We start from the raw sequence: 14,951 nt of genomic DNA, 5'->3' as shown, positions 1-14,951 counted from the left end.
TAAATATTGCACAAAAGACACGAAAAGATGCAGTAATCGGGCAGGAATTTTCAAATATGGAATTAAGTGGCAAGCTACGGGCTACGAGCTACAAGTACCTTTGGGCATGTAAGCGTAAGCTACTATATAATAGTTTTTAGGGCTATAGCGCAGCAACTTGTTACTGGTAGCTTGTAGCTCGTCACTTAATTTAGCGCTACGCGCTAAATTATCATTTTGTGAACAACAATTCCCTATATTTCGGCAACGGCCAAATCTCGTCGTCAACCTCCATTTCAAGGTGATCGATATGATCACGTATCTTTTCCAGATATGGGCGTACATTTTCTTCGTAGGCAAAAGCCTTATCTCTGTAGCTATCCATATGATTGGCCACTTTACGGGCTTCGGTCATTTCGCGTACAAGGACTTTGATAGAAGTTACACGCTTGGAAATTTCCCGTATCAGTTCTTTACGATCGGCACTTAGTACTTCGTATTCTTCAGGAGAGAAGATTTCTTTGAGTCCGAGCAGGTTCTCCAGCAGGCGGTTTTGGTAGCTGACTGCTATGGGAACAATGTGATTGATGGCCAGGTCACCCAATACGCGGCTCTCAATTTGTACTTTCATGGTGTATTTCTCCAATTCTACTTCCAGACGACAGGCGAGTTCCGTTTCATTAAAGATACGTTCGCCGATCAATACTGAGCGGGATTGGTTGTCCATATAGTGCATCAGAGCTTCGGGTACATGGCAAATATTAGTCAGTCCGCGGCGGGCGGCTTCTTCTTTCCATTGGTCAGAGTAGCCGTCTCCTTCGAAACGGATAGCTTCGGAAGCGATGATAGTTTCTTTCAGAATGCGGAAAATGGCTTCATCTTTACCAATTCCTTCTTCCATCAGTTTGTCGATGGATGCTTTGAATTCATTCAACTGGTTAGCCATAGCAGCATTGATGGCAATCATGGCTGCTGCGCAGTTGGATGAAGAACCGGCTGCACGGAATTCAAAACGATTGCCGGTGAAAGCAAACGGAGAAGTACGGTTACGGTCTGTCGTATCGAGGAGAATTTCCGGAATACGTCCGATTCCCAACTTAAGAGTTGTTTTTTCTTCGGCAGTCATTTTATCGTCTCCTACCTGACGTACTATATCATCCAGAGTGGCAGATAACTGTCTGCCCAAGAATATGGATAAAATAGCGGGCGGCGCTTCATTGGCACCTAAACGGTGACTGTTACCTGCACTCATAATAGAAGCACGCAGCAAATTCTGGTTCTTATAAACCATCATTAATACGTTCACCAGGAAAGTGAGGAAAAGCATGTTTCCTTTTGGATTCTTACCGGGAGCAAAAAGGTTGATTCCGGTATCGGTACAGAGTGACCAGTTATTATGTTTTCCCGAACCGTTAACACCGCTGTAAGGCTTCTCATGTAGCAACACGGCAAAGTTATGTTTACGGGCAATACGCTTCATCAGGTCCATTACCAACTGATTATGATCATTGGCAAGGTTGGCGTTCTCAAAGATTGGAGCCAATTCAAATTGGTTGGGGGCAACTTCGTTATGGCGTGTTTTTGCCGGAATTCCAAGTTTGTGGCATTCTATTTCCAGCTCTTTCATGAAAGCTGTTACCCGTGGGGGGATAGAACCGAAATAGTGGTCTTCCAACTGTTGGTCTTTTGCAGACGAATGTCCCATAAGCGTGCGTCCGGTCAGACAAAGATCGGGACGGGCATTGTATAGGGCGGAATCTACCAGGAAATATTCTTGTTCCCATCCCAGATTCGTGAATACACGGGTTACATTCTTATCGAATAACTGGCATACTTCCGTGGCAGCCTTGTCCACAGCACCTAGTGCTTTCAGTAATGGAGTCTTATAGTCCAGTGCTTCACCGGTATAAGAGATAAAGATTGTGGGAATACACAATGTGGTATCTACAACGAAAGCGGGTGAAGAGACATCCCAAGCGGTATATCCGCGAGCTTCAAACGTATTACGTATGCCTCCGTTAGGGAAAGAAGAAGCGTCCGGTTCCTGCTGGATCAGTAATTTGCCGGAGAAACGCTCGATTACATTTGAATTTTCTCCAAATTCGATAAAGCCGTCATGTTTTTCGGCAGTACCATCCGTCAGTGGCTGGAACCAGTGAGTGTAATGAGTGACATTCAGGGATTTTGCCCAACTCTTCATACCGTTTGCTATCAGGTCGGCTATTTCGCGACTGATAGGGGTACCTTTTTCTATGGCATCTGTCACAGCTTTGTAAGCTTCCCGGGGTAAGTACTCTTGCATTTTTTTGCGGTCAAACACATGACTTCCGTAATAATCGGATAATTTGTTCGAAGGGGTAGTAACTTCAAGAGGGCGCCGGTTGGCGAGCTCTTGCAAGGCGTAGAATCTCATTTTTGACATACTTGTCTTCCTTTTGTTGATTGTTGGACGCAAAATTATATGTTTTTTCTGGAAGTACCCCTATTTTTTAGGGGGTATTCTTGAAAATAATGCAATTTTTCTTGCAGGTACCCCCTGAAAAGGATTGCTTGTATTGCAAAATATGCAAATTGTGATATTTGTTGTTTCTACTCTCCGAAGTATCAATGCCGTATTAGGATCAAGTCTGGTCCGTACCAACTCCGTGTCTATACATTTGGACTTGACACGGAGTTGGTACGGTCTTGACACGGGGTTGGTACGGGCTTGGTCTGGATTAGGTGTGTATTTGGTATGTATTAAAAAAAAAGCTATTCCTTCGTTTTACAACCTTTTTTTCTATATTTGTCCCAACTAATTTGAGGATTTACGTTTGAAACATCTAATATATATATGGATAGGGCTCGGACTTTTATTTTCCGTTTTTCAAAAGGCCAATGCAGAAAATGCGGTCGATGAGCGGGATAAGCAGCTGCAACATCTGGCGGACTCTGTAATGGAACGGGTTTTCTATTTCGCACCCTTTTATGCAAATATAGTAGAAAGCTATAATGCGGAACTCTATATAAAAGGAAAGGTGAATGTGAAAAAGCGGAATTTCATTATCCATTATTTGCCTACCATGTTCCGTACCAGAAAGGGTATGCATGAATATATGATGGAAACATATAGTGAACTCCACTTCACCGCTCCTAATCGTTATGAACAGGAAGTGAAGGCAAGCATGGGAACTACTAAAGGGTTCTGGGAAGCCGATGGGCGCCTGATGGAACATTTTCACATAAATATTTATGCTTCCACGTTGCTATATGATAAACTCCTCTCCCCTTTAGCTTCGGATGCCAGAAAATATTACACCTATTTTGTGGATTCTATTATGGGAGATTCTCATAATCGTCAGTATAAAATTCGTTTCATGCCCAAAAACAGAAGCTATCAGTTAGTGGGTGGGTATATGATTGTGAATACTGATGTATGGAGCATACGTGAAATCCGCTTCTCTGGCCGTTCTGAGATGTTTCGCTTTACTAATCTGCTGAAAATGGGGGAAGTAGGAGAACCTGATGAGTTCTTGCCTGTGAAATATGATGTTACAGGTACTTTCCGTTTGTTGGGAAATTTGATAGACGGAAGTTATGTAGCAACACTTAATTACCGGGACATCCGTCAGCGCAAACCGGCCCATCTGACGCGGAAAACGGGTTCCAAATATGATTTATCGGGAATCTATAAAATGACTGCGGTACCTGATGCGTACCGCTACGATACAGCTCATTTCAATCGTGTACGTCCTATTCCTCTGACTGCTCATGAACAGGAACTTTATCGTACTTATTCTCAACTTAACGACTCTACGCCTGTCAAGAAGCGAAAGGTGTTTTGGGGACACTTGGGAGATGCGATGATAGATTACTATACAGTGGATCTGAATAATTACGGAAGGCTTCGTGGTTCTCCTATTATCAATCCTTTTATGTTCGGTTATAGTGCGTTGAACGGGCTTTCCTATCGTCAGACATTGAGGTATAACCAATTATTCTCAGGTGATCGGCGTTTGCAGATTTCCCCGGGAGCTGGTTATAACTTTAAACAGAAAGAATTTTACTGGCAGGTGAGGTCGAGTTTTGATTATAATCCTCGTAAGGGGGCTTCTTTGTATGTGGAGTTTGGTGATGGTAACCGTGTTTATAGTAGTGCCATATTGGATGAGCTGAAAGATATTCCGGACAGTATTTTCGACGTGAGTAGGCTCCGGCTGAATTACTATAAAGATCTTTACCTTATTATGAGGCATAGTTGGGAGATTGTCAATGGTTTGACCTTGGATTTGAATCTTTCCATGCATCGGCGTAGGGATACGGCGAAAGGCAAGGCTACTGTGATAGATTCCGGTACTTCTTCCACTACTGAATCCGGGCAGCCTTCCATACCACCTGACATTGATGAGGAGGTATTGGACAAATTACCCCGTGTTTATAATAGTTTTGCTCCGGGAATACGCTTGACATGGACTCCGGGACAATATTATTATATGAATGGTAATCGAAAAGTAAATCTTCATTCCAAATATCCTACAATATCATTGGACTGGGAGCGCGGCTTTAAAGGAATCTTGCCTAATTCAAATAATTATGAACGATTTGAAATAGACTTACAACATACAATCCCATTGGGATTGATGCGCGATTTTTATTATCGGTTGGGTTGGGGTACTTTTACAGAACAAACCGGAGTTTATTTTATTGATTTTGCGAATTTCCGGCGTACGAATCTTCCGACAGGTTGGAATGACGATTTTGGTGGAGTTTTCCAATTGCTTGATAGGTATTGGTATAATTCCTCGCGCAGATATTTCAGGGGGCATGTCACTTATGAAGCTCCCTTCCTGATAATTCCTCATTTAAATAAAATAAGCCAATATGTACTGAATGAGCGACTTTATTTTGGTGCTTTGTTTGTTCCTCGTCTGAAACCTTATATTGAAGTGGGCTATGGTATCGGTACACATGTCTTTGATTTTGGCTTTTTCGCCGGCTTTGAAAATTGGAATTATAAAGAAGTGGGTGTAAAATTTACGTTCGAATTGTTTAATAGGTAATCGGAAAGAAATAATTCTTTATATTTTTGTTTTGCTGGTTACTTGCTTAATTTTTTACTTATTTTTTTGAGCTTTTGCTTGTTTTTTAAATATTATATATATATTTGCAATATCTTTTTTTTTAAACGAATATTGAAGAATCTCTTGGAGTTTCTTATCAATAGGAAGGGATTGAGTCTGGTAGTTAATCAATATCTAAGTAGGGTTTAAGTGATGGATATTTTGTTTAATTATATTTCTGCTTTGCTCTGGGGATTATTAATAGGATTAATACTCTCAGGCTTTGTGATGTATCTTGCTCATAAAATATGTGGTATCTCTTATTTGATTAGTGGACTCATAGGGGTCTTTTGGCTTTTCTTTATGACTTTTCAGTTTACAGCGTTGATTGGCGCTAATAAAACAAAAAAATATGTAGAAAATGTAGTTGCTTCAGCACAGGCTGTTGGTGAGAATATTGATTGGACAATTGTCAAAGATAAATATTCATTGTTGGAATCTTATCTGGGCAAAGCTGAGATCACCCCTGCAAATGTGATGGATATAAAAACGATGGTCATTGATAGTCTAAATAGGTACATCTGGCGGCGCTTTGGATGGATTGTGGGAGGAATCGTTCTTGCATTCGGTGTGATGATTGGTGGAGGAGCGATGGAAGCAAACCGGGTTTCTAATCATCGTAGGCGTACTTCCGGTATACACCGTAATAATCGAGGGCATCGGACCAGAAGATGATAAGTAATATGGCTATGTAAAAACAATAAATATATAAATTATAAATGATGGAAAAATTAGATTCTCAGAGTCCTAACCACATTCTGATAGGTTTGGGCGGTACAGGAGGCAAAGTGTTGAAAGCCCTTCGTAAACGTTTGTTTTTAGAGTTTCCTAACGAGACAGATCGCGCTCAACTATCAATTGGCTTTATCTACGTTGACTCAACACGTGAGATGATGCAGCCTGGTGACCCGTCTTTCAAAGTAATGGGTAAAGATGCTTCTTTTACAGAGAGTGAGTTTGTGGACATTAAGTCAGTTAATCTTGGTCAGATATTAGACAATGTGGATAACTTTCCCGGATTGAAAAACATTGTACGTAATGGTGCATCAATGCGCAATACATTAGGCGAAGTAGGTGCTGCTGCCGGACAAAAGAGACGTGCAGGTCGCATCCTTTTTGCTGCTAATTGTAACAAATACGTCGCTGCTCTGAGAGCACAATACGAAAAGGTGAGGGCTATCAGCCGCAAAGACTCTGTGAATATTCATATTTTTACCGGTTTGGCAGGTGGTACAGGATCGGGAGCTATCATTGATGCTGTGGCTCAGGCACGTGCTCAAGCATCTTTCCGTGATGCTGTTATTACGGTCTATGCTATGGTACCGGAATTGGAGATTCCTGCCGGATGTCAGGCTGGACGTTACCATCAGAATGGATATGCCGCTCTTTGTGAGTTGAGTGCATTGAATGTGGGACGCTTCCTTCCTTGTGATGTGATTCGTGGTGATGAACACATTTCACTTGATTTGGATTCCAACAAGCAGTTTGGCTTGATGCTTTATTCCAATATTAATGAAAATGGCGTTACTGTAAACTCTTTCACTGAATTGCCACAGTTACTGGCCGATACGATTTATTTCCGTATGTTTTTGGAATATAATGCAGATACCACCGGTGATTTTATTCGTGGACTGAGTTCTGAAAATATTAATGATTTTTGTGTAGAGTATAGCGTAAAATCTAAGGGCAACGATAAAGAACGTGCTCGTACGAAAGCTATTAGTTCATTTGGTATCAAACGTGTTATCTATCCTGAGAAGCGTATCATCGAACATATCTCTTATACTATTGGGCAACAGGTGCTTCGTCAAATGCAGTATAATAATTTTAAGGATGACTTTGGTTTTGTACAGGAGAGTGTGAAGAAGGATTATAAGCAACTCTATATTAATGATGCACATTTACGTGACTGGAGACTGAGCGACTCATTCCTCACGCTTAACGAGAAGATTTACGATACGGATAAGAATTTCGATTCAATACAGGATTATTGGAAATCAACCACAAACTTCTATTCTTATGATGATGCGAAAGCAGCCGATAAGAATCCGTTGAAATATCTGGAAAGTTTCTGCGAAGGTGAGTTTAAGAATAACTTCCGCTTGAAAAAAGGCGTAGAGGAGTACTATCAGGATAAGGGTGATGACCGTATTTTGAAGGAACAAGCCAGTTATATTGTAGAACGTATCGAACGTGATCTTTATACAAAATGGTATGAAGGACAACTTTCTCTGGACGATTTGCTTCACATTTGTGATGAAATCCTGATTTATATTAAGAAACGCAGAGCCAACATCGATGCAGAGATTACGACTTGTGATGAAAAGATCAAGCAGTACTCAGACGATGCCGCTGCTAATGAATATGACTGGTCGCATGCTAGTCTTATAGCACGTGCAGCCGGTGCTTCTGCCCGTCGTTATACGGATCATCAGGAAATCCTTTCAGACCTTTATGTTGAGAAGACGACTAAATTGGCTAAGAAGTTTCAGGCTTCCTTATTGGGTAAGTTGCGTGCAGCTTTTGAAGAGTTCCATGCACAGGTTACTGAATTTGCCGGTAAACTTTACATTTCGATGGAAATGGCAGAAAAGCGTATTGCGGATCGTAATCAGAAGAGTAAAGGGGTAGCTGATCTTTCTAAAGCTATTATTGAAGTATGTGAAGACGAGAAGATGATTAAGTTTGAACGTACTATCATCTTGGATAAACATCGCCAGGAAACTCTTTCGGGAGGTTTGCGTAAAGCAATTGTTGGTAACCGGACTTTTGCTCATTTCGATGAATTGGCAGCTCAGACTACTGAGGATACTATTTTTGATCTGTTTGACCTGCAACTGGCCGGACAAATCCGTGAGATTCATGATCAAGAATGTCAGCAAGATAAGATACTCGGCATGAATATTTTGCAGCAATTGCAAAAAGTTCTCCTAACGGATGATGATATCAGACGTTTTGCCAGTGATGTTGTAAATCAGAGTGGTGTTTTCCTAAAACTTGATGAAGGACAACTTAGTAAAGCTTTGAATAACAATCCGAATCCTGTATCTCATCCGGAGTCCATTAATCGCAAAACGATTCTGGTAAGTTTGCCAAGTTATGAAGGTAATGATTCTCTCAAGGCTTTTGCTGTAAAATTGGAGAATGCTTTGAAGAGTTCATTTGGAAACGGTACACCGGGAAGTACCATCCGGTTTAATATTTCAGATCAACGCATGAATGAAATCACCATTGCAGCTGTGAAGTATTGTTTCCCTATGCGTGCTATTTCTTGGATGACAAACTATGAAAGGGAATATAATGATATGGTTCAGAACCCAAATCCTACCGAAGCTGCAGAGGCTCGTATCTTGCTTCACAGTGAAGGTGACGGTACGCAATTGCCGGGTATTATGGGTGAAAAGATTATTCCTCTGAAAGAATTCACTCCTTATCTCTTTGTGGCTGCCGCTAACGATCTTATACAATATACGCAGGATGCCAGAGAGGAGCAAGGATGGTGCATGATCACAGAAGATGAGTGGGGAACGCCGACTACGACTTTCATAGCTGCCAACTTTACTGATATACCTGTTAGTGAAGATTTCACATCTGAAATGCGTGATAGTATTCAAGAGAAAGTTGATAGTATTCTGAAAAATACAGAATTAAAAGTTAGTGAGCGTAATGCTATGGTGGAAAAGGTGAAAGTGCTGATGCGCGACTTTGTCTCAAAAGAATGCTCAAGTCCTACTTCTCCCAAATATACCCAGTTTGGTGCGGACGCAAGAAAAGCAATAGAAATGATTAATACGAAACGTTAAGGAAAACAATTATGGCAAGAAGTAATAATGCAAGAGACAGATATATGTATGGTATCTGTACTAATCGTGATAATGGTGATGGTAAGCCTTGTCCAAAGTGTGCTGAAAAGACAATTCAGCAGATTCGTGCAGGGAAAGATTTTGTTTGCGAAGAATGTGGTGAGAACTTGACAAAAGTAGCTCCTCCGCGTACTACTAATTGGACTCTTATTGGTGGTATTGCTGCTGCTGTAATTGTGCTTGGTGGAGGTGGCGCATATTTTGCATTCTCAGGTGAGAAAGCAGCTACAGAAACTGTAGTAACAGTAGAAAAGGATACTATCGTATCTTCTGGTGAGTCTCTAGAAGGTAAAGAAATTGTGGAACAAGAAGCAGAACAACTTGTGACTGAGGTGGAAGATACAATTAAAGTTTCTACACAGGAAGATGCCAAGTCTACCGATGTTGCGGAAACAGTGAAAAAGGATGCTCCTGCACGTATAAATCTGCCTTATGGTTATTTTGAAGGACCAACGAATGGAAGTGGTAAACCCAATGGTATTGGTATTGCTTATGTTACGAAAGGGTATTCACTCGACTTGAAAAATAGAGATAAAGAAACTTTGGACTTAAAGCCGGGCGATAAAATTATGAACGCTAAGTTTAAGGATGGTAACTTACAGCAAGGTGAACTTCAACGTAAGGATGGAACGCGTAAGACAATTCAGATTGGTGGTTGATAAACATTGAATGTTATGAAGACCATCTTCTACTCATTATTCATGGTATTTGCCCTCTCGGGGGTGAATACCATGTCGTTGATAGCTCAGAACAGTTATCAGACCGATTTATTGGCTGATATGGCAACCTCATTAAAGTTGGCAGATCAGTTGAGTACTTTGAAAGATGGTCGTTATAATACAGAGCTTTTTTATAAAAAACGTCCGTTGAGTGTTACTGTAGATGGTGGAAGGGTAAGCCATATTGGTTATCTTTTGTTTTCTGAGGAACAACGCCAATTGCTACAGGTTCCTGCTGTATACAATTTCTTAGAGCGATATGTGCTGAGCATTGATCTACCATTGAAACGTGAGAAGTCTGTAGAGAAACAATTAGCAGAAGATAATATCAATTTTACAGTTGGAGAAATGTCCGATCTGCGTAAACAGGTTGGTGATACCACTTTAAACCTGACTATTGACAATCTGTCTGACAGGCGCTATAAGGTTAGCTGGTATCGGGGTGATAAACTAACTTGTTCTGTTGATTTCCCTATTAGTTATGATTTGCTTCATGGTACTGAAATGGTAGAAAACGAGCGACGTATTGTTAGTGCTATAAAACGTGCTCCTTTGTTACCGGCAGATACCGCAAAAGTTAACCCTAAGTTTTTGGTTAAGACTTGGCAGCCGAATTATTTTGTTCTTCCCGGAGATACTTGTTACACGGCTGAACTAAGTACCACCCGTTATTATGAGAAATCGGATGATGGGAAATATCAGTTGCTGTTCAATCGGAAGCATCCTTTGGAGAGCTTGGCAAACCTGCTGACAACCGTTAATCTGAAAAATGATTTTAGGATAAATGTCCGTCTGAAAAAGTATGATGCTCCTGATGAAAACTTTGAAATGCCTTTGTTGCAGTTTGTTAGTTACTTTTTGAGACAAGGGTGTACCCCTTATTTCGGAGTAATTAGCTTTGAGGGTACGCTTGCCGTTTGTGAATTATTAATGCGCAATGCCAATGAAGGATATTGCCATGTGATGAAAGTAACTTGCGATGTAGAACAGTTACTGGATAAGAAAGGAAATATAACAGCCCGTCTGACTAGTTATGTTCCCACTTTTAAAATAAAAAATTTGTTTAAGGAAGATGAAAATTAAAGGTATGAAACAACGAATTCTGATGTTGCTGTTGGGCTGCCTCTCGGTTACGGGGGCTATTGCACAAAATTCGGGTATAACGAAGCAGATAAACGACATTAAACGTGACGGAAAATATTTCTATGCCGAATCTACTATGGAGACTGAAGAGGAGGCACGTGAAGCTGCCACTTTGATGTTGGCCAACTATATTAATGATTATATCAATGACAAAAACTTACCTCCTGAAAGCAAGGTTACAGAGCATAGCTTGACGAAGGTGCAATGTATAAAAGGAAAGCGTGGCACTAATATGCGTGTTTTTGTCTACGTAAATAAAGCTGATTATGTTCCTTTTGAGTCAGCGGCGGATGATACACCGTTCGAATCAAAAGTAGAGCCAATTGCAGCACCTGAACCTGTTGAATCAGTTGCAGCACCTGAAGCAGCTCCGGCTGTAACTTCTGAACCGGTTGTGGCAACTGAACCTACAGCGGCACCTGTAACCTCTTCTGAAGCTTCGATGGCCCTTCCCGTGGAATGGCAGCAGGAGGCCTTGAATGAAATGTTGCAGAAACCTAATTTACAGGGAGTGATAGGAGTTCTTAATCGCATGAAGGTAGATTATAAAGTAAAACGTTTTGGTACATACAATGAATGTAAGAATGTAGCAGAATGTTTTTGGGTTATCCTGGAAGATGATACGGATAAAAGTTTAGTGACGATTCTGGGACCTGGCACCAATGACCGGGTTAATTTCAGAACTCGCCAGTATGATTCGTTGGATAACTATTTTGGTAAGGGAAAGAGTGCAGTGTGGTTTGAGTTTTCCAAATAAGAATAAGATTTGGTTTAGAAGCTTATGCTGTTTGTGTATATATAAATAGTAATGTTATAGAAATATGAGAAAATTAGTATTCGCTTTTTGGATGTTGGGTTGTTGCATGCTTTTACAAGCACAAAACGAGGTCCTTTTTGAGTTTTCTGATGGTATTCCGGATGGTGCTTTAAAAACGAAGATAGAGCAGCAGGTGATGGGCTTGCTGACTGCTATTAATACTGCGGAATCCAGCAATTCAGACATCAATTATAGTGGTATTGACATTGATAATTTGGCTTCACAGAGCATTGGAATGACGTGGAATAATGTTCATTTTCGTACGATGGATAATGATATCGTAGAGCATTGTGTACGTTTGGAACGAAATAATGGAAGCTTGCGTGGCTTTCAGGTAAGAAATATTGGGGTAGAAATGAAGCCATTGGATGCTGCGTTTGATGCCCAAAAATCTAAGTATCAGGAAATTTGCATTGATTTTAGTCCCGCAGGGCGAATTGTTGATTTTAATTTTGCCATGGAAACCCGGCAATATCAGCAACTGCTGAAAGAAGGCGTACGTTTGAATGATGTGGACCGTCGTTTACAAATTATTCACTGGTGCGAACAGTTCAGAAAAGCCTATAATGATAAGAATCTGAAATTTATGGAAGATATCTTCAGTGATGATGCTTTGATTATTACAGGTAAAGTGGTAATGCAAAGACAAAAAAGCGAAGTTGGGATGGCAGATGCGGCAAAAGTAGAATATGTCCAAAAGAACAAACAACAGTATTTGGCTAGTCTTCGTCGCGTTTTCGACCGTGAAAAACATAAAGGTTATATCAATGTAGAGTTCAATGATTATGAGATTAAACGTAATGGTGCTCCGGGGAAAACTCAGTACTATGCAGTGACATTACGACAGAACTGGTATTCATCGACCTACCATGATGAAGGTATGGTTGTCCTGATTTGGGATTTTACCAATGAAGAGCAGCCCAAAATACAGGTAAGAACCTGGCAGCCTATGGGAGAAAATGTATTCGGATTTTCAGATGTCAAATTACCATAATAACAACAAACCAATTTATATGAAAAAGATTTTTTTTGCAGCAGTTTTGCTATGTTTCTCGTTATGCTCGCTTTATGCACAAGAGCTGACCATGAGCGATTTTCATGTTGATTCATCAGATTTATCAGCTCAGGTGCATCAAGTTGCTGATTTGAATGGCGATCCTTGTGCCTTAATTAAGGTAGGATTGACTGTGCCGGATGCTAAATTTGAGGGGGATATTGTAAAGTCTGAGTACAAGGATGGAGAATATTGGGTCTATTTGATCGGAGGCTCCAGTTGGCTTACTATTAAAACCTCAGATTTTACTCCTTTGCGTTGCGATTTTGAGAGCGTGAAGTCGAAATCCACCTATATTATGACGGTTACTAAACCGGGTGAGAATTTCCTGAAACCAAGAATTACCGTGGACTTGAAGCCACAGGCTAATATCATTGGTGTACAGACTAAAAAACCGGTAAGTTTTGACTTGTTGCTTGTAAAACCCGGTATGTTCAAAATGGGAGCTACTCCTGAACAGCAAAATGCGGACAAAGATGAACAGCCTGTTCATTGGGTAAAGATTACAAAAGACTTTTATATGGGTGAAACGGAAGTGACACAGGCATTGTGGGAGTATGTTATGGACAGTAATCCTTCTACTTTTAAAGATCCTAATAAACCCGTGGAAATGGTAACTTGGGATGAGTGCCAGGTTTTCCTTTCAAAATTGAGTGAACTGACAGGAGTACGTTTCCGTATGCCGACCGAAGCAGAATGGGAATATGTGGCTCGTGGTGGAAACAAAACTCAGCTTACACAATATAGTGGAAGTGCTAATGTCGATGAAGTAGGTTGGTATTATCCGAATAGTCAGAATACGACGCATGCTGTAAAAACGAAGAAGCCTAATGAACTGGGATTCTATGATATGAGTGGTAATGTGTGGGAATTCTGTATGGACTATAAGAATGAGTATCCTAAGGGAGAAGTTTCGGACCCTATCGGATCTAAAGCTGATAAGAACCGTGTGCGTCGTGGTGGTGCCTGGGATAGTGAATCCCCTGATAACCTTCGTGTAGCTTTCCGTCGCAGAGTGGAACAGGATACACGTGAAAAGGGCTTAGGCTTACGAGTAGTACTGGATCTTAGTAAGTGACAATGAAACGTAATATTGTTATTTGTATCGTGTTTCTGTGCATGGTTCTTGCCAGTCATGCACAAGAACCTGTTCTTCATTTTTCTTCTAATGGAGAGTTTAAAATTGTGCAGTTTACAGATCTCCATTACAAGTGGGGAAAGAAGGCCTCAAATACGGCTATAGAATGCATGGAAGAAGTGTTGGATGCTGAAAAACCAGATTTTGTGATGGTAACGGGAGATTTGGTTTATTCTGCTTCAGTAGCAAAAATTCTACCGATATTATTTGCTTGTATTTCGGAACGTCAGATTCCATTTGCCGTTGTATTTGGCAATCACGATGAACAATTTGATTGTACATTGAGTGAAATCTACGATATCATTAGTGCTATGCCTTATAATATACAGCCCGATCGTAACGGAGCTTTTAGTCCCGATTATGCTTTACCAGTGATGTCCAGTGATGGATCGCATGCGGCAGCAGTACTTTATTGTCTTGACTCGCATGCTCGTCCAAAATTACAAGGAATTGGCGGATATGATTGGTTGAAGTTTGATCAAATCAATTGGTATCGTGAGCAAAGTAGTGCCTTTACTGAACAGAATGGTGGAACTCCTCTTCCATCTCTTGCTTTTTTCCATATTCCTTTGCCCGAATATGCTGAGGCTGAAGCTGACGGAAAAAATCCCTTGTTGGGTTCAAAAGGAGAGAATGTTAGCTGCCCGAGACTTAATTCCGGTATGTTTACTGCCATAAAGGAGCAAGGGGATGTGATTGCTACTTTCTGTGGACACGATCATGATAACGATTTTGCAGTGATGCACAAGGATATTTTGTTGGCTTATGGACGCTTTTCCGGAGGAAATACCATCTATAATCATCTGAGGCCAAATGGTGCGCGTGTGATCGTACTGAAAGAGAATCAAAGAACTTTTGATACTTGGGTACGGTTACGTGGCGGAGAGGTGATTAACCAGATGACATATCCGGATAGTTTTCTAAAATCAAAGAAGAAAGCCAAATAATACCTATATTAAGTAATAAAAAGAAATTCTCTCTATCTGCTGATGATATGAGAGAATTTTTTTCTTTGTACACTTCCTGAAATAATAAAGAACGCACTTTTTCTATTATAGACTCCCTTTGTATATTTCTTTGCTTTTATCTTATTGTATTTTTGAAAAATGCTGTTTTATGCTCTATAACATGTAATGGCG

Annotated in this window: 10 protein-coding genes; 9 read left to right on the top strand and 1 reads right to left on the bottom strand. The window is 40.6% G+C overall.

Going from position 1 to position 14,951, the window contains the following annotated elements; genetic code table 11:
* Nucleotides 1–211 precede the first annotated feature (211 nt).
* Entirely contained in the window at nt 212–2,401 is a 2,190-nt protein-coding gene (locus DW036_RS03970; protein ID WP_118461465.1) for a glutamine synthetase III, read from the bottom strand.
* Between the two features lie 514 nt (nt 2,402–2,915).
* Between DW036_RS03970 and DW036_RS03960 the strand changes: the two genes are divergently transcribed.
* The 9 genes from DW036_RS03960 to DW036_RS03920 all read left to right on the top strand — a co-directional run bounded on the left by DW036_RS03960 (nt 2,916) and on the right by DW036_RS03920 (nt 14,759).
* Nucleotides 2,916–5,018 carry a DUF5686 family protein gene (locus DW036_RS03960; protein WP_233560322.1) on the top strand — a complete coding sequence of 701 codons (2,103 nt, stop codon included), beginning with the start codon at nt 2,916–2,918 and terminating at the stop codon, nt 5,016–5,018.
* 210 nt (nt 5,019–5,228) lie between these two features.
* Entirely contained in the window at nt 5,229–5,753 is a 525-nt protein-coding gene (locus DW036_RS03955; RefSeq protein ID WP_147401431.1) for a hypothetical protein, read from the top strand.
* Between the two features lie 44 nt (nt 5,754–5,797).
* Nucleotides 5,798–8,881 (top strand): tubulin-like doman-containing protein, encoded by a 3,084-nt coding sequence (locus DW036_RS03950; RefSeq protein WP_233560286.1) that lies wholly within the window; start codon nt 5,798–5,800, stop codon nt 8,879–8,881.
* A gap of 11 nt (nt 8,882–8,892) precedes the next feature.
* The gene (locus DW036_RS03945) at nt 8,893–9,600 is read left to right on the top strand and encodes a hypothetical protein (protein ID WP_147401430.1); all 708 of its coding nucleotides are present in this window, start codon (nt 8,893–8,895) and stop codon (nt 9,598–9,600) included.
* 15 nt (nt 9,601–9,615) lie between these two features.
* Entirely contained in the window at nt 9,616–10,743 is a 1,128-nt protein-coding gene (locus tag DW036_RS03940; RefSeq protein WP_022394377.1) for a hypothetical protein, read from the top strand.
* A 4-nt stretch (nt 10,744–10,747) separates the two neighbouring features.
* A complete protein-coding gene (locus tag DW036_RS03935; protein ID WP_147401429.1) occupies nt 10,748–11,560 on the top strand; it encodes a hypothetical protein in 813 nt (270 codons plus the stop codon).
* A 64-nt stretch (nt 11,561–11,624) separates the two neighbouring features.
* The gene (locus tag DW036_RS03930; protein ID WP_147401428.1) at nt 11,625–12,614 is read left to right on the top strand and encodes a nuclear transport factor 2 family protein; all 990 of its coding nucleotides are present in this window, start codon (nt 11,625–11,627) and stop codon (nt 12,612–12,614) included.
* A 19-nt stretch (nt 12,615–12,633) separates the two neighbouring features.
* A complete protein-coding gene (locus DW036_RS03925; protein ID WP_158585940.1) occupies nt 12,634–13,752 on the top strand; it encodes a formylglycine-generating enzyme family protein in 1,119 nt (372 codons plus the stop codon).
* Nucleotides 13,753–13,754: 2 nt separating this feature from the next.
* The gene (locus DW036_RS03920) at nt 13,755–14,759 is read left to right on the top strand and encodes a metallophosphoesterase family protein (RefSeq protein ID WP_118461450.1); all 1,005 of its coding nucleotides are present in this window, start codon (nt 13,755–13,757) and stop codon (nt 14,757–14,759) included.
* Nucleotides 14,760–14,951: the final 192 nt, after the last annotated feature.

Origin of the sequence: Bacteroides sp. AF39-11AC (assembly GCF_003474285.1) — a bacterium.
GTDB lineage: Bacteria > Bacteroidota > Bacteroidia > Bacteroidales > Bacteroidaceae > Bacteroides.
The sequence above is the reverse complement of the archived record's forward strand: the minus strand, read 5'-3'. Positions and strand labels throughout refer to the sequence as shown.